Origin of the sequence: Photobacterium atrarenae (genome assembly GCF_024380015.1) — a bacterium.
Taxonomy (GTDB): domain Bacteria; phylum Pseudomonadota; class Gammaproteobacteria; order Enterobacterales; family Vibrionaceae; genus Photobacterium; species Photobacterium atrarenae.
Genome location: NZ_CP101508.1, coordinates 856,683 through 880,659, shown reverse-complemented (window position 1 = coordinate 880,659; position 23,977 = coordinate 856,683). Strand labels below are relative to the sequence as shown.

Here is a 23,977-nt window from a genome sequence, read left to right as displayed (position 1 = left end):
CCGTGAGACTAATCCCACTGCAAGATGCGAAAGAAGTTGGACTGTGGTCAGCACGCTATATCGCTGATCGTATTAATAAATTTCGACCTACAGCTGAACGCCCATTTGTGCTGGGCCTGCCAACGGGCGGGACTCCGTTAGCAACATATAAACGCTTGATTGAGCTTTATAAAGCTGGAGAAGTAAGTTTCAAGCATGTGGTGACCTTCAACATGGATGAATACATCGGTATTCCGGCAGACCACCCGGAATCTTACCGGAGCTTCATGTTTAACAACTTCTTTAACCATATTGATATTCAAGAAGAAAACATCAACCTGCTGAACGGAAACACCGCAGATCACGAAGCTGAATGTCAGCGTTACGAAGCGAAAATTAAGTCCTACGGTCAGATCCACCTCTTCATGGGCGGCGTCGGCAACGACGGGCATATCGCCTTTAACGAACCGGCCTCTTCACTTTCTTCCCGGACCCGGATCAAAACTCTGACGGAAGACACGAGGATTGCCAATTCCCGCTTCTTTGAAGGCAACATCAACCAGGTTCCGAAATATGCCCTGACCATAGGCGTTGGTACCCTGCTCGATGCCAAAGAGATCATGATCCTGGTGACCGGTCATGCCAAAGCCCAGGCACTTGAAGCAGCGGTTGAAGGATCGGTCAACCATCTGTGGACGGTTTCCGCCCTGCAACTGCATCCGAAGTCCCTGATTGTTTGCGATGAACCATCCACTCAGGAGTTGAAAGTAAAAACTGTGAAGTACTTCCAGGAACTGGAAGCTGACAATATCAAACACCTGTAAGGAATTGTTCATGTACGCGCTGACCAACTGTCGTATTTTTACCGGGAGCGATGTGCTGAATCACCACGCCGTTATCATTGACGGCGTGAACATTCATGCTGTTTGCCCAGAAACTGAACTGCCTGAAGGCATTGAGGTTTATGATCTGGCTGGTGCCAACCTCACCCCTGGCTTTATTGATCTACAACTCAATGGTTGTGGCGGTGTCATGCTCAATGACGAGATCAACGCCGACACCATCCACACCATGCACCGCGCTAACCTGAAATCCGGCTGCACCAGCTTTCTGCCGACGCTGATCACCTCTTCTGATGAAGATATGAAAGCCGCGATCAAAGCCGCACGCGACTATCACAGCCAGTACCAGAATCACTCGCTCGGCCTGCACCTGGAAGGGCCTTACCTGAACGTGATGAAAAAAGGCATCCACAGTGTCGAGCATATTCGCCGCTCAGATGATGCGATGATCCGTACCCTGTGCGATAACGCCGACATTATCACCAAAGTCACCCTGGCACCGGAGCGCAACGATCACAGTCACATCCGCCAGTTGGCCGATGCCGGGATTATCGTTTCCGCCGGACATACCAATGCCACCTATGTTGAGGCCCGCCAAGGGTTTGAGTCCGGGATCACCTTTGCCACCCATCTGTTCAATGCCATGAGCCCGATTGCCGGTCGTGAACCAGGAATGGTCGGCGCCATTTACGATACCCCGGAAGTCTATACCGGCGTCATCGCCGATGGTTTCCATGTCGACTATGCCAACATTCGAATCGCCCATCGCCTGAAAGGCGATAAGCTGGTTCTGGTTACCGATGCAACTGCGCCTGCAGGAGCAGACATTGATCACTTTATTTTTGTCGGTAAGAAAGTATATTACCGGGGTGGCAAGTGCGTCGATGAAAACGGCACGCTTGGCGGCTCAGCACTGACCATGATTGAAGCGGTTCAAAACAGTGTTGAGCATGCAGGAATCGCCCTGGACGAGGCAGTACGCATGGCTACTCTGTATCCTGCCCGCGCGATCGGCGTGGACAAGACACTGGGGGCTATCAAAAAAGGCATGGTGGCTAACCTGGCTGTTTTTGATCGCGATTTCCACGTTCAGGCGACGGTTGTTAACGGCAATTACGAGCAGAACTAAACTATGACAGGCGGACAAATTGGTAATGTTGATCTGGTTAAACAGCTCAATAGTGCAGCAGTTTACAGACTCATTGACTTGCAAGGCCCTATTTCTCGAATTCAGGTCGCTGACGTCAGTCAGCTTGCGCCTGCGAGTGTGACAAAAATTACCCGCCAGTTGTTAGAGCGCGGCCTGATCAAAGAGGTCGCGCAGCAAGCTTCCACCGGTGGTCGCCGGGCTATTTCCCTGACCACCGAATCGACCCCGTTCCACGCCATCGCGATCCGTCTGGGTCGTGACTATATTGAGCTCACCATTTTTGATCTCAGCGGCAAGCATGTGGCCAGCGCTGCCCATCCGTTCGTTTACACCGACCAGCAGGCACTCACCGACGGCCTGATTGGTCACATCCGCCAGTTTATCGCGGACAATCAGGGCGTCATGCGTGAGCTGGTTGCATTTGGGATCACCCTGCCGGGCCTGATTGATCCGGAAAATGGTGTCGTTGAATACATGCCGCATATCGAGATCAGCCAGCCTTTCCCGCTGGGTACATTGATCCGCGACACGTTCGGCGTATCCTGTTTTGTCGGCAACGATATCCGCGGCCTGGCGCTTGCGGAACACTATTTTGGGGCCAGCCAGGACTGCAGCGATTCCATTCTGGTCAGCGTCCACCACGGCACCGGTTCAGGGATCATCGTCAATGGTCAGGTCTTCCTCGGCCATAACCGCAACGTCGGCGAAATCGGCCACATCCAAATTGATCCCCTCGGGGATAAATGCCAGTGCGGCAACTTCGGCTGCCTGGAGACCGTCGCTTCCGATCCGGCCATCATTCAGCAAGTCCAGAGCCGGCTCGATCAAGGCTACCCGAGCAGCTTACAGACGCTGGAAGAAGTCACCATGCCGGCCATCTGCGAGGCGGCCAACAAAGGGGATGAGCTGGCAAGCCAAGCCCTGATCAAAGTCGGTAATCACCTCGGGAAAGCCCTGGCGATGACGATTAATTTGTTCAACCCGCAAAAGATTGTAGTCGCCGGTCAGATCACAGGCGCCAAGGAGATTGTCTTCCCGGCAATCCGCCGTTGTATCGAAACCCAGTCACTGTCCACCTTCCATAAAGATCTGCCGATTGTCGCCTCTGAACTCTATCATCAGCCAACGATCGGTGCTTTTTCGATGATCAAGCGTGCGATGCTGAACGGGGTATTACTGCAACGCCTGCTGGAAGACTGATGTCATCCTGACCGGCGATAACCAGGCAACTCCCCATCCCACCAGCAATTAAATCGTAACAATTTAACGGGGGCATGTTCCGGACAGGCACATGCCCCTTATGCTATATTGCGCCGCAAAAATAATATCGCATACCGCCATCACGGCAGCGCTGAACGTGATTGGTTTTGTTATAACAGTAATTTAGGAACATCAGTCTCTCTATGGAACTCATTTACATCATTGCCGCTTTTCTGGCCGGCTACCTCGCGCTCAGATGCAAGCTCCCGCCACTGGTGGGATTTCTGGTCGCCGGTTTCGCCCTGAACTCTACGGGCTACCAATCGACTGAAGTACTCTCGACCCTGGCCGATCTGGGGGTCACACTCCTGCTGTTCTCGATTGGCCTGAAACTCGACATCAAAACCCTGCTGGCAAAAGAAATCTGGGGCGGCGCCACCCTGCATAACCTGCTGACCACCGGGCTGTTCACCCTGGCCTTACTGGCGCTGAAACAGCTGGGCCTGGGGATGCTCAGCGAGCTGGATCTGACGCAGTTGGCGCTATTGGCCTTTGCGCTCTCCTTCTCCAGTACCGTCTTTGCAATCAAGGCACTGCAGGAAAAAGGGGAGCTCAACGCCACCTACGGTACCCTGGCCATCGGTATTCTGGTAATGCAGGATATCTTCGCTGTGATCTTCCTGACGGTCTCGACTGGCAAAATTCCCGAGATCACCGCCCTGGCGCTGTTTGCCCTACCGCTGCTGCGCCCTTCCCTGTTTAAGATCCTTGACCGGGCGGGTCACGGTGAAATGCTGGTGCTCTACGGCATCTTCCTGGCCCTGGTTGCCGGTGCCGGGCTATTTGAAGCGGTCGGGATGAAGGCCGACCTCGGCGCGCTCATCATGGGGATGATGCTGGCTGCGCACCCGAAAGCATCCGAGATGTCTAAATCCCTGTTCAACCTCAAAGAGCTGCTGCTGGTCTGCTTTTTCCTCAACATCGGCCTGTCAGAGGAGCCGACCCTGGACGGGTTTCTGATGGCCCTGCTGCTACTGCTGCTGCTGCCGCTGAAAGGGATCCTCTATTACGGCGTGTTTAATTTGTTCCGGTTCCGGGTGCGCACCTCAATGCTGGGCACCCTGACCCTGTTTAACTACAGTGAGTTCGGCCTGATTGTCGGCGGGTTGGCCTATAATCTGGGGCTGTTACCGGGCAGCTTCCTGGTCGCAATTGCCATTGCCGTTTCGATCTCTTTCCTGATTTCCGCGCCGCTGAACAGTGCCGGCCATCGCCTGTATAAAGATGCCTCCAAATGGCTGAAGGAGTTTGAACCGGAGAAACTCAACCCGAGCGATCGCCTGATCGATCTGGGCGATAAGAAAATCATGATCCTGGGAATGGGGCGGATCGGCACCGGCGCCTATGATGAACTGGTGAACCGTTTCGGTGATCAGGTGGTGGGGATTGAAACCCGGGAAGATTCCGCCAAGCAGCATCAGGAAGCCGGCCGCCATGTGATCCACGGCGATGCCACGGACCCCGACTTCTGGGCTCGGGTGATTTCAAAGCACAGCACCGAGCTGATCCTGCTCGCAATGCCGCACAGCCAGGCCAATACGTTTGCATTAGAGCAGATCCGCGAGCGGAACTACCAGGGGAAAATTGCCGCCATTGCCAAATACAGTGATGATGAAGACATTCTTCATGAGCTGGGGGTCGATGCCGCGTTCAATATCTACAATGAAGCCGGTAGCGGCTTTGCCCGCCACGTCTGCGAGCACTTATCTCCACAGATCAGCCCGTTAGCGAAGGGATAATCCCGCCGCCTTGACTGAAACGGCAGCTTCGGCTGCCGTTCGTTTTTTTGAGCAAAAATCACCCCAAATATAGAATTAATTCAGTTAAGCTCATTTTTTCCGAATTTTATTCACCAGCAAGGCTTTTGTTTCATTGAATATGGATTTATGGTTGCAATTCATTACCGAATACGCAATTTTAACAATCAGCAACAGGGAACGCACAACACGCTCAAAGTGCCCCTGAAAAATTACGGATAGCAAGTTAAGTCGGAGTCAGAAGTATGTGTTCAGTATTCGGTATCCTAGATATAAAAAGTGATGCGGCGGCATTGCGCGAAACCGCGTTGGAGATGTCCAAGAAAATGCGCCATCGCGGTCCGGACTGGTCCGGGATCTACTCATCAGACAAAGCCATCCTGGTGCATGAGCGCCTGGCAATTGTCGACCTCAACAGCGGCGAACAGCCGCTGTACAACGCGGATCGAACACAAGCCCTGGCCGTGAACGGCGAGATCTACAACCACAAAGAATTACAGGCCGAATTCGCCCCTGACTACCCATTCCAGACTGAATCCGACTGTGAAATTATCCTAGCCCTGTATAAAGAAAAAGGCCCGGAGCTGCTGGACTACCTCAACGGCATTTTTGGCTTCATTCTGTATGATGAGCAGGAAGATGCGTATCTGATCGGCCGCGACCATATCGGGATTATCCCGCTCTACCACGGCTATGACGAGCATGGAAACTACTATGTGGCCTCAGAAATGAAATCCCTGGTCCCTGTGTGTAAAACCATCAGCGAATTCCCTCCGGGTCATTTCCTGTGGAGCAAGAACGGTGAGCCGGTCCGCTACTACAAACGTGACTGGATGAACTATGACAGCGTGGCCGAAGCCAACACGGATAAAGTTGCCCTGGCCGATGCGCTGGAGAGTGCGGTCAAACGCCAGTTGATGACCGATGTCCCGTATGGCGTGCTGCTGTCAGGTGGCCTGGACTCTTCCGTGATTTCAGCGATCACCAAGAAGTTTGCCGCCCGCCGGATTGAAGATGACGAGCAATCAGAAGCCTGGTGGCCAACCCTGCACTCCTTTGCCATTGGCCTGGAAGGTGCGCCGGATCTGAAAGCGGCCAAGGAAGTTGCCGATCATATCGGCACTGTCCACCACGAACTGACCTATACCGTGCAGGAAGGCTTGGATGCCATTCGTGATGTGATTTACCACATCGAAACCTATGACGTGACCACCATTCGAGCATCCACGCCAATGTACCTGATGTCACGTAAGATCCGCGCCATGGGGATCAAAATGGTGCTCTCCGGTGAAGGGGCTGATGAAGTCTTCGGCGGTTACCTGTACTTCCACAAAGCGCCAAACGCCAAAGAGTTCCATGAAGAGACCGTCCGTAAGCTACTGGCACTGAACATGTTCGACTGTGCCCGTGCCAACAAGTCCATGGCCGCCTGGGGAATTGAAGCGCGTGTTCCATTCCTGGACAAAGAGTTTCTGGAAGTTGCCATGCAAATTAACCCGCAGGACAAGATGTGCGGCAACGGCAAGATGGAAAAACATGTCATCCGTGAGTGCTTCGGCCATTACCTGCCGGAATCAGTTGCCTGGCGCCAGAAAGAGCAGTTCTCGGATGGTGTCGGCTATAGCTGGATTGATTCACTCAAAGAAGTGGCAGAGGCAAAAGTCACCGAGCAGCAGCTGGAAACCGCGAAGTTCCGCTTCCCGTACAACACGCCAACCACCAAGGAAGGCTACATGTACCGTGAGATTTTCGAAGAGCTATTCCCGCTGGAAGATGCGGCCAAGTGTGTCCCGGGCGGTCCATCAATTGCCTGCTCCAGCGCCAAAGCAATTGAGTGGGATGAAAGCTTCAAGAACAGTGCCGATCCTTCAGGCCGTGCTGTGGCAGCCGTCCACAACGAAGCTTACGAGAAGCAAGCCTAATTGCTCTAAAGCGTTCAGATATCCATAAAAAAAACCGCCATTTGGCGGTTTTTTTATAAAAGGTATTGCAAGCATTAAAAGTAGAACCGAGTACCAAACACAAACCGGGTAAAGCTATCTTCGACCCCATCTTTAGTAACATTGATATCATCCGTGGCAATGTTGTAGTTCACTTCAGCACTAATCGCCACATTGGTATTGATGAAGTATTTCACCCCACCAGAGAACTTGACGTTCAGCGCCGTCGCATCTTCAAAGTCGAAATCAAAATCGCCGTCACTCCCGCTCAGGTTGGCAACCTGAAATGCGGTCCCCAAGTAAGGCACCCAGTTACTGGTATTGGTAAAGTTGTACTCGGTGAAAAAACCAATCTGGAACTCTTGCGTGCTGTCGCTCATATTGAGATCCAGCACGCCACCAATTTCCCAGTCATCCCGAATGAAGTAGCCGTAAGAGGTATTGAGCAGGAACAGGTAGTCATCAACGTAGTCGAGATCTAAACTCCCCTGCAAGCCAAATTCCTGCGTCCCTTTCGACAGATCAACATAATTCGCCATGACGGCCGGAGCCGACAGAACAGAAAAGAGCGCCAGCACCACTGCATTCTTCTTCATTTCTCTCTCCTTTTTGTCTTATGCATGCCAATAAAGCATAGAAGTAAGACGTACTATCAGCGAATATAATTTTGTAAACACAATCGAGTAGGAGGAGGCCTCACGGCCTCCGTCCTCTCACACCACCGTACAAGCGTGGGTCGCATACGGCGGTTCCGAATATATTTTCAGTGACTCGTACCCATCTCGCAACGAGTACAGACCCATCTCCTTGAACCATTTCATTGGCATGGCCTGATTGAGCTGGGGCGATAAAGCCAAGTGCCACCACCCTTTATCTGACATCGCCAGCTTCCACGCATTGCGTTCGCTTACACCCTCTTGGCGTAACCATGTCGCTATGCTGTATCTGCGCTTGCGCTGCTTGAGGCGATAGCACCGTAAGCGCCGCCTTATCCATTCATCCAAGCGCTGCATCGCGCTTTTCCGTATGGCAAGCTTGAAATAGTGTTGCCAACCTCTTAGGTATTGAGTGAGTTCGACTAGGACTGTCTTCAACTCTCGCCCTCGATTCCGCTTCGTTATTTGACGCACTCGCTTCTTCATCTGAGTTTGTGCTGTCTTCGAGATATAGATGCTTCCATCTCGGTGAAAGCGATGGCCTAGGTAAGTCCGCTCTGTCACTCTCGTTGCCGCACTTTTCTCACGGTTAACCCTGAGTTTCAGTTTCTGCTCCAAGAACTCCGTGATTGAGGCTTTTACTCGATTGGCGGCTTCCTTACTGTGCACGTAGATTTGGCAGTCGTCTGCATATCGGCAGAACTTATGCCCTCTTCGCTCAAGCTCTTTATCCAACTCATCTAATACGATATTTGATAGCAGCGGAGATAATGGTCCACCCTGTGGCGTCCCTCGTTGCCTCTGCTCAACTAACCCGTTTCGCATTATGCCTGCCTGTAGGTATGACCTGACCAGCTTCAGGACCCGTTTATCTGTGATGTCCTCCGATAGCCTGTGCATCAGTTTATCGTGGTTCACAGTATCGAAGTATTTCGCCAGGTCTATGTCGACTACATAACCCCGCCCCTCCCTGATGTAGTGGCTTGCTGCCACCAATGCATGGTGGGCACTGCGGTTAGGCCTGAACCCATAACTGTTGCTTGAGAACTGAGGTTCGTAGATATCTGTCAGTACTGAGGTAATGGCCTGTTGGACTACCCTATCAAGTACAGTTGGGATACCTAGCTGCCTCACTCCCCCGCTGGGTTTGGGAATTTCTACACCCAGAACGGGTTGCGGTTGGTAGCTCCCGTCCAGAAGGCTCTGGCGGAGCGCTTGCCCATTAGAAGACTGCCGAAGCATCGAGATAGTCGCTGTTATGTCGAGTTTATCAACCCCAGCACATCCCTTGTTCTTCTTCACTCTTCTCAGGGCTTGGTTCAGATTTGTTGAGGAGCAGATCCGCTCCATCAACTGAGTTGAGGTCACCAAGACTCGTCCTCCTGTCTACGCCGATCATGCTTGTCATTCTTCGTGGCCATGAGCGTCACTTGCGGTGTTGCCCAGTAGTACGTAGAGATGTTGTTCATCTTGCTATGACCCCACATGATTGAGTGTCTAGTGACTGCTTCTTGATATATTCAGTTCCGGCCTTCCCTTGGGTTGTACTTCCCCAAGGTACTATGCCTTCTGCTGACTTCTTATTACCCGTCACACAACATCACTGTTGTATTAGTCTCATCCGAGACAGGTCGTAAGATCTCCCGAGGTAAGACGTTGTTCTTTCCCTTGGCTGTGCCTGATTTACCCGTACACACTTCCCGTCGAGGCATTGGGCTGTTCTATATATTGCTAGGTTACCCAAGTTGTACTGGCCTACTATCAGGTTTCTGTTCGTCACACCCAAGTTTTGCCGTTTGCTTCCTTCAGATCCCACCTCACGGTGGGCACCCTTGCATAGGCTAACGGTTCTCGCTCGACTGAGCCCGTAGAGGACTTTCACCTCCTAGAACAACGCCATGCTCGGCGCACAATAACAACGGGGCCAATCGATGATTGGCCCCGTTCACAATGACATCCGATTCAGATCAACGCTCCCAGTATGCCTCTTCCAGGCTGTCTTCGCGTTCCGGCAGACCACGCGACAGTCGCGGCGAATGCTGTGCCAGCACTTCATAGCTCACGCGGTTTGAATACAGGCAGACCTGCGAAAATGAAGAATAGGTCAGGAAGTTGTGTTTGTGCTTGCTTGATTTTGGCACATTCTCTTTATGGTAGCGGTTCGCCGCCATATCATGCAGCAGCGCAGACAGCGCTCCATCCCCGGCCCCATTGGTGTTTTTAATCCGCTCTGGACCGCCCATGTACGGGGCGATATGAGAGAAGACCTTCATCGGCGCTTCACATTGCGCTTTGAGCATCGGGCGACTGAACTCATAACGGTTAAACTCTGGGATCTCTCCCGGCAGCAGTGGCAGGCTGGTTTCGCGCTTAGCCGACTCCTCCGTGTAACCGGCTGTATACAAACCAATCGGACCTGCAGTACACAGGACCAAGTCAACCCAGTCCAGGGTTTTCTCGGAAGCCATCAGCGGATCGCTCTCGCCGGTCAGTGCTTCCGCTTCATCCTCATTCATCGCCACCACGGTGACATGCTCATTGAGAAAATCGCGCCACCACTGTGGATCGTCTTCAATCACAAACTTGGTGCCCAGGGTCAGCACAACCGGCACATCGTACTTTTTAGCGTACTCAATCGCTCGCATAGTCGCTTCCGGCATCGGATCGCCTTCTTTACAGCGCACCAGGTAGGCGGTTAACACCAGTGCAGAGGCCCGCTCGAACACAGACTCCGGGATACTCTCCGGGCTCAACTGGTTCATCCGGCCTTCATTGATGGCAAAAGTTCGCTCGCCATCGGCGGTGATCAGGGCAAAACAGCGACCAATCGGCCCGGTCACCGGCTGCAGGTGGTTCATGTCCATCCGGCTGGAGGTATTGCACAGGTAGCGATAGGCGTAGCTGCCAATTTCAATATCCTTGCTCATCACCCCCAACAAAACAGACTTGTCATCTGCCAGGACCGAGTAGTTGTGCAGGGTATTGCCAATGGTACCGCCAGCAAACTCATGGCTGATCAGCTCCTGATCTTTCAGCTCCTGATACAAAGCTTCCGCTTTTTCATCGGAGATCACCAGGGAATGGCCTTTACTCAGCTCATAACGTTCCAGGAACTTATCATCAACACAGGCTTCAATATCCACCAGCGTCTGATCAATGCCGACCACATGGGTACGCGTCAAACGCTTTTCGTGCTTGGCTTGACTCAGAAGCGGATCACGCGCATGGACGGGAAAATAGTGCTTGGATTTACGTTGGCCTGGAAATTTCATGTCTGTGAGCTGTCAGTTGAAAAAATTGTGCGAATTCTATCACAGAATATAGATCAGAAAAGAAAAAGCTCTCATGGATATTGAGAGCTTTGACACCTTTTCGCACACTCAGCCGCCAGAAGCCGGCCGGCTACCACCCCTGGCTATGCTGTCGGACCAACGCAGCCATCAACTCAATATGGGCAGGGTTATCATTGAGGCATGGGATCAGATGGAACGACTCGCCCCCGGCTTCGAGGAAAGTCTCCCGACACTGCTCGGCGATCTCCTCCAGGGTTTCCAGGCAATCCACCGAGAAAGCCGGACACATCACATCAAGCCGTTTCACCCCTTTTTTGGCCAAGTCTGCAATCGTCTGTTCTGTGTAGGGTTTGAGCCACTCCTCACGACCGAAAATCGACTGATAACTCATGCTCATCTGCTCACGCGGCATCGCCAGCTTTTCCGCCAGCAGTGCTGTGGTACCATGGCAATGTTCCGGATACGGATCACCCAGATCCGCATAACGTTTCGGGATCCCGTGATACGAGCACAGCAGGTAATCCGGTTGGCCGTGAACCTGCCAGTAATCGGTTACAGACGCCGCCAGGGCGCTGATATAGGCCGGGTGATCATAGTACTGATTGACAAAGCGCAGCTCCGGAATCTCCGGTTGTGACTTGAGCACTTTCGCCACTTTGTCAAATACCGCCGCGGTCGTCGTCCGTGAGTATTGCGGGTACAGCGGCAACACCAAGACTTTCTTGCACCCTTGTTGCTTTAAACGATCCAGCCCCGAGCGAATACTCGGATTGCCATAGGTCATCCCCAGCTCAACCGGCACATCCAGCAACGCTGCCAGTTGCTGTTGCTGGCGACGGGAATAGACCAGCAGCGGCGAGCCTTCTTCCATCCATACCGACTGATAGAGCTTAGCCACTTTCGGCGAGCGGATCGGCAGGATGGCGCCATGGAGGATCGGACACCACAACCAACGGCTCATATCGACCACCCGCGGGTCGTGCAAAAACTCAGATAAAAATCGCTTCACGGCGGCCGGGGAAGCTTCATCCGGTGTGCCCAGATTCACCAGCAAAACACCAAATGCGTTTCCGGATGCGTTGTTATTATTGCTCATACTTTCCTTCGCGATATTGAAATCTCACCTCAAGCCAGTCGATACCGGCCCGGGCTCAAAGCAGACCTGTCATACCCAGCTGATGATGTCGATGCGCGACTGCATCAGATGGGTAACAACTCTATCAGCTTTATGAAAACATGCATCTTATACCCGTCTAAATCCCTATCAGATCACTGAAAAATACATTTTCAGGCCCATAAAATAAAAACGGGCCAGCCCGAAAGCTAACCCGTCTATTTCTCGCTGCTGTCGCGTCGTCAATTAAGACAACGCTTTTTCCAGCTCAGCACTGACTTCAGCAACAGGCTGAGTTCCATCAATTTTGATGTACTGGGTCTTACCGGCTTCAGCTTCTTTGCCGTAGTAGGCAATCAGCGGCGCAGTTTGGTCGTGGTAAACGCCCAGACGCGCACGAACGGTTTCTTCTTTGTCGTCATCACGAACAACCAGCTCTTCACCGGTCACGTCATCTTTACCTTCAACCTTCGGCGGGTTGTAAACCACGTGGTAAGTCCGGCCAGATGCCAGGTGCGCACGACGGCCCGCCATTCGCTCAACAATCACATCATCAGCCACGTCAAACTCAATCACGTAGTCGATATCGACGCCGATCTCTTTCAGACCGTCAGCCTGAGGGATCGTGCGTGGAAAACCGTCCAGCAGGAAGCCTTTTGCACAATCGTCTTCAGCAATACGCTCTTTTACCAGACCAAGGATGATATCGTCAGACACCAGCTGTCCAGCATCAATGACTGATTTGGCTTTTTTACCTAGCTCAGTACCAGCTTTGATGGCAGCGCGAAGCATGTCACCGGTTGAAATTTGTGGAACACCAAATTTCTCCATGATGAATTGTGCCTGAGTACCTTTACCTGCACCTGGAGCGCCCAGAAGAATGATGCGCATCTTAAATCCCCTTTACGTAAATGGAGTTTTTCGAAAAAAAAAAAGAAAAATACACTGATTAGCCTGCAGTCGCAAGCCCGGTCCAAAGACCGGGCCCGGATTACATACGTTATCAGAATACTATTTGAAGCCAGTATCGGAATCGATTCGACCTTAGTCTGCCCCGATCCCGAGGCCAAATTGTATCTTAAGCCAGCAGCTTGTTCACCGCAGCCAAGAACTGGGATGGATCATCCATCGAGCCACGCTCAGCCAACATAGCCTGACCCAGCAGCATCTCGACCCAGCGGCCAAAGGCTTCTTCATCCGCTTCATCTGCCATTTTCGTGACCAGGGCATGGTTCGGGTTCAGCTCGAAAATGTACTGCACCTCCGGTGCATCATGACCGGCCGCAGCCAGCAGCTTGGCCATTTGCGTGCCCATTTCGTGCTCGTCGGTCACCACAACCGCCGGGGTATCCGTCAGCTTAAACGTGGTACGTACATCTTTGACCCGATCGCCCAGGTAAGATTTGGTGCGCTCAACGACCGACTTGAACTCTTCCTCGGTCTCTTTCTGCTTCTCTTTCTCTGCTTCGTCTTCAAACTTGGACAGATCCAGATCCGCCTTGGTGATCGCTTGGAATGATTTGCCGTCAAATTCAGGCAAGTGACTCATCAGCCATTCGTCAATGCGATCGTGCATCAGCAGCACTTCCAGCCCTTTGGCACGGAACTGCTCCAGGTGCGGGCTGTTCTTCGCCGCGCTGTAGCTGTCAGCCGTCAGGAAGTAAATCTTCTCCTGGCCCTCTTTCATCCGGGAAACATAGTCAGCCAGGGAAACATTCTGCTCCGCACTGTCGTTGTGCGTTGAGCTAAAGCGCAGCAGGCCGGCAATTTTCTCGCGGTTGGCAAAATCTTCTGCCGGGCCTTCTTTCAGTACCTGGCCAAACTCGTTCCACAGCGTCTGGTACTTCTCGCTGTCGTTGTTGGCCAGACGCTCCATCATCGTCAGGGCACGCTTGGTACACGCCTTACGCAGCGCCTGTGTCACCTTGTTGTCCTGCAGAATTTCGCGCGACACGTTCAGCGGCAGATCGTTGGAATCAATCAGGCCACGCATAAAGCGCAGGTAAGTCGGCATAAACTGCTGGGCATCATCCATAATAAACACGCGCTGAACATACAGTTTCAGGCCATGCTTACTATCACGGTTATTCAAATCCCACGGCGCTTTCGAGGGGATATAGAGCAAGCTGGTGTAGTCCTGCTTGCCTTCGACGCGGTTGTGGCTCCAGCTTAGCGGCTCGGCAAAGTCATGGGACACATGCTTGTAGAACTCTTTGTATTCTTCGTCGCTGATGTCCGACTTGTTCCGGGTCCACAGCGCTTGCGCCTTGTTGATCTGCTCCCACTTGGTGCCGGTTTCCTTGCCTTCTTCATCCCGCTCAGTGGTTTGGATGAAGACCGGGATCCCGATGTGATCAGAATACTTGCCGATAATATCACGCAGGCGGTACTCACTCAGGAACTCTTTTTCATCCTCACGCAGGTGCAGGATGATCTCAGTCCCCCGGCTGGCTTTCTCGATATCTTCAACCGAGTAGTCCCCTTCCCCGGTCGATTCCCAACGCACAGCCTGATCGGCAGCCACACCGGCGGCACGGGTATTGACCGTCACGCGGTCGGCGACAATGAAAGAAGAGTAGAAACCGACCCCGAACTGGCCGATCAGCTGCGAGTCTTTCGACTGCTCTTCATTCAGCTTGGCAAAAAAGTCTTTGGTGCCGGACTTGGCAATGGTGCCCAGATGCTCCACGACTTCGTCACGGGTCATCCCGATACCATTATCATGAATGGTCAGCGTCCCGGCATCCGCGTTGAAAGACAGCTTCACGCCCAGCTCTGCGTCGTTCTCATATAAATCAGGTTGGGACAACGCGCGGAAGCGCAGTTTATCCGCCGCATCTGACGCATTAGAAATCAGCTCACGCAAAAAGATCTCTTTGTTAGAGTACAGTGAGTGGATCATCAGATGGAGCAGCTGCTTTACTTCCGATTGAAAGCCGCGTGTCTCCTTATTTTTATGAATAGTTTGCTCGCTCATTTCAACTCCGTAACTCGTCGTATTACGTAATCAATAAAATTCTCTAATTACATAAGGGCAGAATTTATCATTTCAACCGTTCAGGGTACTTTTTATCGCCAAACAGCCCCAGATGACACGGCTTTAGGTTTTTTCAGCCTGAATTTTTATATTTTTACATTCAGAGCTGATTCAGTCAGACCATGGTATACATACCGCCGAATTGTTCCCTTCGGCAATATCCATGAATAACACCTCAAATAAATATTTGATTGGTCAACGATTCCTTTTTGACCCCTGTGACAACAGTCTTACCGACCAATGGGAAGACCAGGAGCTGATCCGCCTTGGCAGTAATGAGAGCCGCGCCCTGAGCCTGCTGATTGCAGAGCCGGGAGCGATCATCGCTCGAGCCAGACTCCATGATTATGTCTGGCGGGAGCAAGGGTTTGAGGTCGATGACTCCAGCCTGACCCAGGCCATTTCCACCCTGCGTAAAGCGCTGAAAGACTCCACCAAATCACCCGGGTTTATTAAAACAGTGCCCAAGCGCGGCTATCAGATGATCGCCAGTGTTCGAGATTTTGATGAGACCGGCATCTCTGCCGAGCCTGATCCGACCGCCGAAACGTCAGATAACCAAGTGACCCCCCTCAACTGCGACGCTGCCATCGTGGTTGAGGCTGAAATCACTGAAACCATGCCACCCGAGTACAGGACGCTTGAAAGCCAGGTATCTGAAAGCAAGGCACCAGAAAAAACGGCGACAAATAGCGTTGCACCCGAATCGCTGACGCCGGCGCTGTGCACCACTGCTCCAGCATCGGCAGCCGGTCCATCAGGCAACCAGACTAAAGCGGCAGATACGGCAGGAACACCACCGTCAATGTCACAACCTCGCCCCAAGAGGGCTCTGCTGAGCCTGATGCTGCTGTCGCTCGCCTGCATTATGCCACTGCTGGTAGCGATAGCGATGCCGCCAAAGTCTAAAGCATTCACCCCCTGGTTTACCGTAGAGCATGTCCAGATCCTGATCCCAAAGCAGCACCCGAATTTGGCATCTTGGAAGCCAATGATCACCGCGTGTGTCAAAACCTACCTGGACTACCACCCGGGCACTGCGCAGCCGGTTGAAGTCATTGCCACGGGCGGTCTGGGTAATCAACTGTGGTTGAACTATATTCATCACCCGGCCATGGCAGAAGAAAATGTGACGTTGCGCTTACATACCCGCCAAGAGGATAACACCCAGCTATGCCAGTAACCGATTCGTATCGCACCCAGGCTCTCCGATTTACAAGGCGTTATTGGGCACTTCTGCTGCTCGCATGCTCGGTGCTGCTCAGCACCTGGCTCTATTTTGCCAGCGACTATAAACTGCAGCAGTTACTGATGTCGCGGGAGTGGCAGTCAAGCTCAGTCAGCCGGATCGAGCCGACCAAGCTGGAACAGCTGGGGATGCTGCGCCGGGTTGAGCAGAGCAGCCATGTGGTTTATTTGCCCAATCAAACCTACTCCCGGATCACCCTGCTCAAACTTTTTAGTCAGAGTGAGCAGCCGCTCACCTTACATATTTCTGAAACCGGGCGATGGGACCTGAGTGGCGGCTACCTGCTCACCACACCGGGAGAGTTCAAAGATGTAACGTCCGGGCAGAATCAGGATTTCAAACCCGAGCATCTGAGCGTGATCCGGCAAATATTCAGGATGGATGCCCAGCAAAGCCGGCGCATTGATATCCTCAATGAAAAAGCCCTGCTGCTGACCAGCCTCAACTACGGCTCCAATATCCTCTACTCGTTGTAATACCAATCCGAGCAAGTCCCCGGCCTACTTTTCATGGGATAAAAAAAACCAACGCGCAGTCTGCACTGGCGTTGGTTCTTTATTTCGGTGTGCTGGCCTGACGCCGCATCGACTCAATACAACTTGTGTCGACCCGCAAACGAGTGCGACAGCGTGGTGCCGTCCACCAGCTCCAACTCGCCGCCAACCGGCACCCCGTGGGCAATCCGGGTCGCCGGGATGTTATATTCACTGCACAGCTCAGCAATGTAGTGCGCTGTTGCTTCGCCTTCGACTGTCGGGTTGGTCGCCAGGATCAGCTCAGAGATAGTTTCCCCCTGCAGGCGGAACTCCAGCACATCCAAACCGATATCTGCCGGGCCGATACCATCAAGCGGCGACAGGTGTCCCATCAGGACAAAATAGCGCCCCGAAAACTGCCCGGTTGACTCAACCGCCACAATATCTGCCGGGCTTTCCACCACGCAGATCTGGCCGTTTTCCTGCCGACGCGGATTAGCGCAAATCGCACAGATGTCTTCTTCGGTAAACGTACGGCAGCTTTGGCAGTGACCAATATCCGTCATTGCCCGGCTCAACGCGTCTGCTAATTGTAAGCCGCCCTGCCGGTTTCGTTGCAGCAAACTGAAGGCCATGCGCTGGGCGGACTTCGGTCCCACGCCCGGTAAGCACCGCAAAGCCTCCATGAGCTGCTCCAGTAATACACTGGTCCGCATTGATTAAAACGGCATCTTAAAGCCGGCCGGCAGGTTCATGCCACCGGTCACGCTCGCCATTTTCTCTTTCTGGGCTTCTTCAATACGGCGCGCAGCATCGTTGAACGCAGCCGCGATCAGGTCTTCCAGCATGTCTTTGTCATCTTCCATCAGGCTGTCATCCAGCTCAACACGGCGGACGCTGTGGCTGCCTGTCAGAGTCACTTTGACCAGGCCGGCACCGGACTCGCCAGTGACTTCCATGTTCGCGATCTCTTCCTGCATTTTCTGCATGCGCTCTTGCATTTGCTGCGCCTGCTTCATCATGTTACCCATACCGCCTTTACCAAACATATACTCTCTCTCTCTTGGTCTGGTTGATCTAAATAGGTCTGACGCTCTCTTCATCAAGCACAGCAGAAAAACGCTGACAGATAAAGGTCACGTTCGGATCATTGTGCAAACTCTGTTTGGCCTGATCCAGTTTTTGCTGATAAATCGCTTCTCGCCATTCCAGCGGCGAGCGCCCTTTATCACTTAATTCGATTGATAATTCGATCGGCGCCTCATACAACGCGGATAGTGCCTGAACCAGTTGCTCCCGTGCCTTCGGCGTATCCAGGTGTTTTTGCGACGGCCGGAGCAACAAGGTCACTTGATTGTCTTCCCGGAGCAGCGCAGAATTCAGCGCCAGTTGCTGCACCAGTCGCCCAACATTCAGTTGGGTCACTAAATCGCTCCAACTATCCTGATTTGCCGCTTCTTTGACAAGTAATTTTGCCATTTCCGGCGTTTTTTCATGCTCCAGCGCGCGCTTTAACACGGCGGGTGCCACCTCAGCCTTCACCGTCTCCGGCACCGGTTGAGAGACGGGTTGCCAGCGGTACTCTTGCTCGCTCGGTGAAGTGGGTTGCTGCGCAGGTGTCGACGCCGGCATCGCAGGTGCTCCATTCGCTGAAGCAGGCTGACCCGAGTGCTTGGATGCAATTCGGTCAAGCACATTGGTTGCGACTTTTTTAGCTGGCGCCGGTTGGCCCTTTTTTACATCTGGCTGCCCGTCCTGGCCACGTTTAGTGTGGCTGCGCAGCGTATTTCTCGCCGCCAGCAAGCCGGAAGCGGCTGATGACTGCGGCTGCGGCTGCGGCTGCGGGGTCGGTTGTTCCGACGGTTGCATCGAAGGCTGTCCCGCTTGCAGGGCTGACTGTTGCGCTGCTTGTTGCGCTGGCGCAGCAGACTGTACCTGAGGGGAGGACTGATGCGTAGCAGGAGGCCTTGGGGCTTCAGATTGCGGTACAGGCTGCCCTTCAGGCATAACACTCTGACCAGTATCTATTGGCTGTGCTGACACCTGATTTTTCAGCGCCTGCACTCGTTGCATGGCCTGCGGCGCAGGGTTTGGTGTCGTGCTCTGCGCCTGGCCCGAATGAGTCATCGGCTGCGCCATACCCGGCTGTGGCTGAGCTATACCGGATTGTGGCTGGGGCGCCGGCTCGGTCGCCGGCACACTGACCGCTTGCGGCGCTATCCCGGCGCTGGCCACCGGCCGAAAGGCCAGCATCCGTAACAACACCATCTCCAGCCCGGTCCGGCCGTCAGGAGCATAAGCCAAATCCTGCCGCCCCTGGAGTGCAATCTGATAACACAGTTGCACTTCCTGCGGTGTGATCTGTTTGCTCAGGGCGATAATACGCTCAGCATCCGGTGCGCTCTCATCAAGTGAGGCAGGCAACGCCTGAACCATGGCAACCCGATGCAATTGTGCTGCCAGCTCCTGAAGCAAGCTGTCCCACTCAACCCCGACACCGGCTAACTCTTCCAGACAAGCCATGGCCGGCTGCGCTTCACCAGCAGCCATGGCTTCGAGCAGATACAGCGCCTGCTCGGTATTCAGCGTCCCGAGCATGGCAGAAACTGATTCGGCCTGAACCTGGCCATCCCCCAGGGCAATCGCCTGATCGGTCAGGCTCAGGGCATCACGCATACTGCCTTCGGCGGCACGGGCCAGCAGGCTCAGGGCTCGCGGCTCATACGCCACCCCTTCCTCGCCCAGCACATGCTCCAGCTGAGTCTGGATCTGAGTATTGTCCAAATGTTTGAGATGGAACTGCAAACAGCGCGACAGAATCGTCACCGGCAGTTTCTGGGGATCCGTCGTCGCCAGAATGAACTTCACATATTCCGGCGGCTCTTCCAGGGTTTTCAGCAAGGCGTTAAAACTATGACGAGAGAGCATATGAACCTCGTCAATCAGGTAAACCTTAAACCGGCCCCGGGCGGGTTTGTACTGCACGTTATCGAGCAGCTCACGGGTGTCTTCCACTTTGGTCCGGGAAGCCGCATCGATTTCGAGCAGATCAACAAAACGTCCGTCATCGATCTCGCGGCAGGTTTCACACTGGCCACAAGGGGTCGCCGTGATCCCTTGCTCACAGTTCAGACCTTTGGCAAAAATTCGGGCGATGGTGGTCTTCCCGACACCACGGGTCCCGCTGAATAGATAAGCATGATGGAGACGGTTGTGGGCAAGAGCATTCGCCAGCGCCGTCAGCACATGGGATTGCCCGACAACATCCGAGAATTGGTGTGGCCGCCATTTCCGTGCCAGAACCTGGTAACTCATGTTAACTAACCTTACAGAATCAAGACAGCTATGCTAGCACAGGGAGGGTATTGGGGCGAGTGGGCGCTTCGCGAGCGCCCAAGGATTCGCCAGGTGGGGATCAATTAATGGCCGTCGAAATCACAGATGCTGAACACGTTCAGGCCAATCTTTTTCAGGCGGGTTTCACCGCCCAGTTCCGGCAGGTTAATGACAAACGCGGCATCTTCTACCACACCGCCCAGACGCCGCACCAGGGTTGTCGTCGCTTCAATTGTCCCGCCGGTCGCCAGCAGATCATCGACCAGCAACACCTTATCGCCGGCTTCAATCGCATCGACATGGATCTCCAGGGTATCCTGACCGTATTCCAGCTCATAGCTCTCGCCAATCACTTCACGCGGCAGCTTACCCGGCTTGCGGACCGGCACAAAACCAACCCCCAGCTCCAGCGCCAACGGTGCGCCGAACAAAAATCCGCGCGCTTCGGTGCCAATTACCTTGGTAATGCCTTTTCCTTTATACTGCTCAATCAGGACTTGCATCGTAGCCTTGAACGCAGCCGGGTTTTCCAGCAGGCTGGTCACATCACGGAACAAAATGCCTGGTTTCGGGTAATCCGGGATAGATTGAATACTGCCCTTGATCAGAGCACGGCTCTTGATCAATGCATGGTTATCTTGAGTCATAATCGCTTTCCATTACACCGTGATGAGATGCCACACAGTGCGCTTTCGCTCACTAAAAAACCTGCCGGGCAACATCTGTTGCAGCAGGCCAAGTCAATTCGGCCTCAAATACTAGTGATTTTCACAAACCGGGGCAACTGATACGCAGGATTCTTTGTTTTGCATCAAATCATGGGATCACCGGGAAGCACTAATGGCCGGGATCTGCTCAGCCATGGTTGTTTGAAGCTGGTTTATTCGGTCTGGCCGGACCCCGGAGAGACACGGGGAGGCTCCATCACCGGCAGGCGATTAAACCAGATCAGCAACACCGTCGCCATACAGACCAGCATCACTTTGTGCCAGAGTAAGGGCACTAAATAGATAGACAGGAGGAAACTAAGCACCATGGTGATATTCGCCCGGCGTTTCACTAAACGAGAGACGGCACGATGCTGATGCCAGTTTTGTAAGATGGGGCCAAAATGTTGGTGCTGATGCAGCCAACGGCTCAAGCGTGGTGAGCCCCGCATGAAGCAGGCGCTGGCCAATAGCAAAAAAGGTGTGGTTGGGAGCAGTGGTAAAAAGATACCAATCACTCCCAACCCGACGCAGAGCCACCCGATGGTCAGCAAAAAAGCTTGCCTGATCACTTGTTTCACATCCCCTCCTGACTGGCAGGTGCGTGAAATGCTCTGCCCGGTCTCGTTTACTGGCCCAGGATCCCCAGCCAGGTCAGAATGGCTGGGAGCGTTGGCAGCCCCATCACAACCAGAAAACCAACAAAATACTTAAAACTATACGGATCTTTAAAATCCTGCTCCATGAATCACTTCCTTCTTCGATATTGAATATAACTGACTTTGCTGATTGCCTGAAGCTTCATTGGCCACAGATCTTTCGCGGGCAGTACTATATCGGATCAAGAAAGCGACAAAAACCTGCCAAAAGTAGGGATTTGCACAGGTTACTGTATAAAGAATTGATTCAAATCACAATCAATCCCGTCACGCGTTTTAGACTGAACTGACCATTCCTAAACATAATACAAAAACGATGACAACGTCAGAAAGAGCCTATCAACAGTTAAAACGCAGACTGGAGCAGGAGCATGAAGCCCTGCTCAACGAATTGAAACACGAACTGGTACTCAATACGCTGGTGCCTTCGACCACAGCCATTGAGCTGGCTGACTTGAATGCGCTGATTAAGATAGCCGGCGCATCCTATCTCGGTAACCTGCATGACTTAGCGGCACGACTGGAGGTAGTGGATGCCGCCATTTGTGCGATGAAGCTGGGAATGTATGGTTTGTGTACAGACTGCGAAGAGACCATCGAACTGGCGGCACTGGAAGCCGATCCGGCGCAGCCACGCTGCCACGCCTGCAGAAGCCACAGTCGCTATCATCACGATTAACGCTGTGGCTCTGTCATGGAACGTCCTGAGGCGTCGCGTCCTAAAGGCAGCGCGCTGCAGCCTATGTCGCCTCTCGGCCAAGCCGTGCTGAGCCCCCGCCAGGCGTGATTACCCAGACGTGATTACAAAGCATCCTGGACAGCAGCCCATGCCTTAAATGCTGCTTTTTCTTCTGCGTCCGCTTTGCTGTACCAGAGTTTGAGCTGCGCCAGGGCATCACCGCTGAGCGAGACTTCTCCCTGCTCTGTTACTTCCAGCGTCGCTTGGGTCAGATCGACCGCATAGCCCTGCTCAAACGTGATCCCGTGCCGGCGGTTATAGGCCGCAACCAGCTCTTCCATCTTACTGAAAGAACCAAACCCCTTTCCTTCCAGCTCAACGTAATCCAGCGGCTTCATGGAGCCATCCGCCAACGCCAGCGACCACTCAGGACCACGCTCAAAATGCGCCTTCGCCTGCGATAACGTGGTCAAACGGGGAATTGCGATGCTGGCATCCTGCACCGGCACCTCCAGCTCAAACAGATAAGGCCGCGTGGTATACATCGCATTCTTAGAGCCATTTTTCAGCTCACCGTCATAGCGGACCACCACCTGGTGCTTGCCCGGTGCCAGCTCAATGCTTTGAGTGGGTGACCAGAACGAGCTCTCAACCTCTTTCCCATCCACCACCAGCAGCTCAATATTCTCGCCAACCGTTAAAGTTGCAGCCTGCAAGGCCGCCGGCAGTCCCAACAATACAGCCCATAGAAACGTCTTCATCTCTCTCCCTTCTCCCGATGGACATCAAATCGAAGCCCCAAGAATAGCAAAAAGCCGCCCAGAAGGCGGCTTTTATCAGTGTTCAGGTCAAGACACCTTAGAACAGTACTTCCATACCTGCCAGGTAGCCCAGGTCTAGATCAGCATTGTCAGCATCGGCCCAGCCCAGCTCAGCGTAAACTTTTACGTTGCTGTGCAGACGGTGGGTAATGTTACCGTAGATGTTGTCAACAGTGTCACCACCATCGATATCAGCACGGTTATAACCCAGAGCAAAAGTGTTTTTGTCTAGTGTGTAAGAACCAGCCAACTCAATCAGATCAACTTCAGCTGTTGCGCCGTTTGTTTCCGCCTCAACGTTACCGTAAGATGCAGCAAACGCAAATGCACCCATTACGTACTGACCTTCCAAGTTGAAAGCATCGACTTCAACTTTATTCGCCGCAGTTGAGGCAGTTTCAGATGTGTAGTAATAAGCACGTACATCAAAATCGCCAAAACGAGCACCCAGACGGCCATCGGTAATTGTGCCGTTAGTGTTTAGGAAATCAGTTGCAGGGCTAGCACCTTCCGCATCCAGATCGTGAGACAGACCAAAGTAGAACTGGCCGTTGTCAAACACATACTTGATAGTCTCTGAACCTTCAGTATCGCCAAAGCTAATTTGCTCGAAACCCAGCTCATAATCTTTACCAATGCCTGCGTCATCAGAGATCAGTAGCTGGCGACCGAAAGTCAGTTCACCGAACTCACCGCTGAAACCAACCCACAGCTCATCGTTAGTTACATCGCTTTTTTCGAACGCAAAAGCTACACCACCAATGGCATTCAGGTCGTCAGTCACTGCAACAGTCGTGTTCAGTGCCAGGTCACCATCATCCAGGTGTAGACCTGCATCGTCGTTAGAGTTTTCTGATTGAATCGGTTGATAGTACTGAACCTCAGCAGCTGCTGACAAGTCAACGATAACGCCGTCTTGGTCATATAGGTTAACGCCTGCGTTTGCAGAACCTGCTGCTAGTACTGATAGTGCTAGAAGTGTCTTTTTCATGATATCCACTGCCTTTTCTTATTTGGAATGG

Annotated in this window: 21 protein-coding genes; 8 read left to right on the top strand and 13 right to left on the bottom strand. The window is 53.0% G+C overall.

Going from position 1 to position 23,977, the window contains the following annotated elements:
• Positions 1–2 precede the first annotated feature (2 nt).
• The 5 genes from nagB to asnB all read left to right on the top strand — a co-directional run bounded on the left by nagB (position 3) and on the right by asnB (position 6,910).
• Positions 3–803 (top strand): glucosamine-6-phosphate deaminase, encoded by an 801-nt coding sequence (gene nagB / locus NNL38_RS04380; protein WP_255389807.1) that lies wholly within the window; start codon positions 3–5, stop codon positions 801–803.
• A 10-nt stretch (positions 804–813) separates the two neighbouring features.
• Positions 814–1,950: an N-acetylglucosamine-6-phosphate deacetylase gene (gene nagA / locus NNL38_RS04375; protein WP_255389806.1), complete on the top strand. Its 1,137-nt coding sequence runs from the start codon at positions 814–816 to the stop codon at positions 1,948–1,950.
• Between the two features lie 3 nt (positions 1,951–1,953).
• Entirely contained in the window at positions 1,954–3,171 is a 1,218-nt protein-coding gene (gene nagC, locus NNL38_RS04370; RefSeq protein WP_255389805.1) for a DNA-binding transcriptional regulator NagC, read from the top strand.
• A gap of 203 nt (positions 3,172–3,374) precedes the next feature.
• Entirely contained in the window at positions 3,375–4,970 is a 1,596-nt protein-coding gene (locus NNL38_RS04365; protein WP_255389804.1) for a cation:proton antiporter domain-containing protein, read from the top strand.
• Positions 4,971–5,233: 263 nt separating this feature from the next.
• On the top strand, positions 5,234–6,910 hold the full coding sequence (asnB, locus tag NNL38_RS04360) for an asparagine synthase B (RefSeq protein ID WP_255389803.1): 1,677 nt from the start codon (positions 5,234–5,236) through the stop codon (positions 6,908–6,910).
• A 74-nt stretch (positions 6,911–6,984) separates the two neighbouring features.
• Here asnB and NNL38_RS04355 read toward each other — a convergent pair whose 3' ends face one another.
• The 6 genes from NNL38_RS04355 to htpG form a co-directional block, all read right to left on the bottom strand.
• Positions 6,985–7,524 carry an outer membrane beta-barrel protein gene (locus tag NNL38_RS04355; protein WP_255389801.1) on the bottom strand — a complete coding sequence of 180 codons (540 nt, stop codon included), beginning with the start codon at positions 7,522–7,524 and terminating at the stop codon, positions 6,985–6,987.
• 117 nt (positions 7,525–7,641) lie between these two features.
• Positions 7,642–8,934, bottom strand: coding sequence for a group II intron reverse transcriptase/maturase (gene ltrA / locus NNL38_RS04350; protein ID WP_369414609.1), 1,293 nt, complete (start codon positions 8,932–8,934; stop codon positions 7,642–7,644).
• Between the two features lie 617 nt (positions 8,935–9,551).
• Positions 9,552–10,856, bottom strand: a complete 1,305-nt coding sequence (locus NNL38_RS04345) for an inosine/guanosine kinase (protein WP_255389800.1) — start codon at positions 10,854–10,856, stop codon at positions 9,552–9,554.
• Positions 10,857–10,986: 130 nt separating this feature from the next.
• Positions 10,987–11,973 carry a ferrochelatase gene (gene hemH / locus NNL38_RS04340; protein ID WP_255389799.1) on the bottom strand — a complete coding sequence of 329 codons (987 nt, stop codon included), beginning with the start codon at positions 11,971–11,973 and terminating at the stop codon, positions 10,987–10,989.
• 264 nt (positions 11,974–12,237) lie between these two features.
• Entirely contained in the window at positions 12,238–12,882 is a 645-nt protein-coding gene (adk, locus tag NNL38_RS04335; RefSeq protein ID WP_255389797.1) for an adenylate kinase, read from the bottom strand.
• Between the two features lie 187 nt (positions 12,883–13,069).
• Positions 13,070–14,968 (bottom strand): molecular chaperone HtpG, encoded by a 1,899-nt coding sequence (gene htpG, locus NNL38_RS04330; RefSeq protein ID WP_255389796.1) that lies wholly within the window; start codon positions 14,966–14,968, stop codon positions 13,070–13,072.
• A 223-nt stretch (positions 14,969–15,191) separates the two neighbouring features.
• Here htpG and NNL38_RS04325 point away from each other — a divergent pair, with 223 nt between their 5' ends.
• Positions 15,192–16,211, top strand: a complete 1,020-nt coding sequence (locus tag NNL38_RS04325) for a winged helix-turn-helix domain-containing protein (RefSeq protein WP_255389795.1) — start codon at positions 15,192–15,194, stop codon at positions 16,209–16,211.
• Positions 16,202–16,753 carry a regulatory protein ToxS gene (locus NNL38_RS04320; RefSeq protein ID WP_255389794.1) on the top strand — a complete coding sequence of 184 codons (552 nt, stop codon included), beginning with the start codon at positions 16,202–16,204 and terminating at the stop codon, positions 16,751–16,753. The genes NNL38_RS04325 and NNL38_RS04320 overlap by 10 nt, the downstream gene beginning before the upstream one ends.
• Before the next feature lie 113 nt (positions 16,754–16,866).
• Here the strand turns inward: NNL38_RS04320 and recR are convergent, their stop codons facing one another.
• The 5 genes from recR to NNL38_RS04295 form a co-directional block, all read right to left on the bottom strand.
• On the bottom strand, positions 16,867–17,469 hold the full coding sequence (gene recR, locus NNL38_RS04315) for a recombination mediator RecR (RefSeq protein ID WP_255389793.1): 603 nt from the start codon (positions 17,467–17,469) through the stop codon (positions 16,867–16,869).
• Between the two features lie 3 nt (positions 17,470–17,472).
• Positions 17,473–17,802 carry a YbaB/EbfC family nucleoid-associated protein gene (locus tag NNL38_RS04310; protein WP_160650537.1) on the bottom strand — a complete coding sequence of 110 codons (330 nt, stop codon included), beginning with the start codon at positions 17,800–17,802 and terminating at the stop codon, positions 17,473–17,475.
• 28 nt (positions 17,803–17,830) lie between these two features.
• A complete protein-coding gene (dnaX, locus tag NNL38_RS04305; protein WP_255389792.1) occupies positions 17,831–20,068 on the bottom strand; it encodes a DNA polymerase III subunit gamma/tau in 2,238 nt (745 codons plus the stop codon).
• Between the two features lie 104 nt (positions 20,069–20,172).
• Positions 20,173–20,736, bottom strand: a complete 564-nt coding sequence (apt, locus tag NNL38_RS04300) for an adenine phosphoribosyltransferase (protein ID WP_255389791.1) — start codon at positions 20,734–20,736, stop codon at positions 20,173–20,175.
• Positions 20,737–20,969: 233 nt separating this feature from the next.
• Positions 20,970–21,377, bottom strand: coding sequence for a YbaN family protein (locus NNL38_RS04295; RefSeq protein ID WP_255389790.1), 408 nt, complete (start codon positions 21,375–21,377; stop codon positions 20,970–20,972).
• A gap of 394 nt (positions 21,378–21,771) precedes the next feature.
• On the opposite strand from NNL38_RS04295, the gene NNL38_RS04290 reads away from it, so the two are divergent.
• A complete protein-coding gene (locus tag NNL38_RS04290; RefSeq protein ID WP_255389789.1) occupies positions 21,772–22,134 on the top strand; it encodes a TraR/DksA family transcriptional regulator in 363 nt (120 codons plus the stop codon).
• Positions 22,135–22,256: 122 nt separating this feature from the next.
• Here NNL38_RS04290 and NNL38_RS04285 read toward each other — a convergent pair whose 3' ends face one another.
• Both NNL38_RS04285 and NNL38_RS04280 read right to left on the bottom strand, forming a co-directional pair.
• Complete coding sequence (locus NNL38_RS04285; RefSeq protein WP_255389788.1) at positions 22,257–22,895, bottom strand: YccT family protein; 639 nt, start codon at positions 22,893–22,895, stop codon at positions 22,257–22,259.
• Between the two features lie 97 nt (positions 22,896–22,992).
• The gene (locus NNL38_RS04280) at positions 22,993–23,946 is read right to left on the bottom strand and encodes a porin (RefSeq protein WP_255389786.1); all 954 of its coding nucleotides are present in this window, start codon (positions 23,944–23,946) and stop codon (positions 22,993–22,995) included.
• Positions 23,947–23,977 lie beyond the last annotated feature (31 nt).

Bases quoted from the DNA above. Each gene is read 5' to 3' on its own strand.
- asnB (WP_255389803.1), top strand. From the start codon at position 5,234: ATGTGTTCAGTATTCGGTATCCTAGATATAAAAAGTGATGCGGCGGCA.
- dnaX (WP_255389792.1), bottom strand. From the start codon at position 20,068: ATGAGTTACCAGGTTCTGGCACGGAAATGGCGGCCACACCAATTCTCG.
- NNL38_RS04290 (WP_255389789.1), top strand. From the start codon at position 21,772: ATGACAACGTCAGAAAGAGCCTATCAACAGTTAAAACGCAGACTGGAG.
- apt (WP_255389791.1), bottom strand. From the start codon at position 20,736: ATGACTCAAGATAACCATGCATTGATCAAGAGCCGTGCTCTGATCAAG.
- adk (WP_255389797.1), bottom strand. From the start codon at position 12,882: ATGCGCATCATTCTTCTGGGCGCTCCAGGTGCAGGTAAAGGTACTCAG.
- NNL38_RS04355 (WP_255389801.1), bottom strand. From the start codon at position 7,524: ATGAAGAAGAATGCAGTGGTGCTGGCGCTCTTTTCTGTTCTGTCGGCT.
- htpG (WP_255389796.1), bottom strand. From the start codon at position 14,968: ATGAGCGAGCAAACTATTCATAAAAATAAGGAGACACGCGGCTTTCAA.
- nagA (WP_255389806.1), top strand. From the start codon at position 814: ATGTACGCGCTGACCAACTGTCGTATTTTTACCGGGAGCGATGTGCTG.
- NNL38_RS04285 (WP_255389788.1), bottom strand. From the start codon at position 22,895: ATGAAGACGTTTCTATGGGCTGTATTGTTGGGACTGCCGGCGGCCTTG.
- NNL38_RS04320 (WP_255389794.1), top strand. From the start codon at position 16,202: ATGCCAGTAACCGATTCGTATCGCACCCAGGCTCTCCGATTTACAAGG.
- hemH (WP_255389799.1), bottom strand. From the start codon at position 11,973: ATGAGCAATAATAACAACGCATCCGGAAACGCATTTGGTGTTTTGCTG.
- NNL38_RS04365 (WP_255389804.1), top strand. From the start codon at position 3,375: ATGGAACTCATTTACATCATTGCCGCTTTTCTGGCCGGCTACCTCGCG.
- NNL38_RS04345 (WP_255389800.1), bottom strand. From the start codon at position 10,856: ATGAAATTTCCAGGCCAACGTAAATCCAAGCACTATTTTCCCGTCCAT.
- NNL38_RS04280 (WP_255389786.1), bottom strand. From the start codon at position 23,946: ATGAAAAAGACACTTCTAGCACTATCAGTACTAGCAGCAGGTTCTGCA.
- NNL38_RS04325 (WP_255389795.1), top strand. From the start codon at position 15,192: ATGAATAACACCTCAAATAAATATTTGATTGGTCAACGATTCCTTTTT.
- NNL38_RS04310 (WP_160650537.1), bottom strand. From the start codon at position 17,802: ATGTTTGGTAAAGGCGGTATGGGTAACATGATGAAGCAGGCGCAGCAA.
- recR (WP_255389793.1), bottom strand. From the start codon at position 17,469: ATGCGGACCAGTGTATTACTGGAGCAGCTCATGGAGGCTTTGCGGTGC.
- nagC (WP_255389805.1), top strand. From the start codon at position 1,954: ATGACAGGCGGACAAATTGGTAATGTTGATCTGGTTAAACAGCTCAAT.
- ltrA (WP_369414609.1), bottom strand. From the start codon at position 8,934: ATGGAGCGGATCTGCTCCTCAACAAATCTGAACCAAGCCCTGAGAAGA.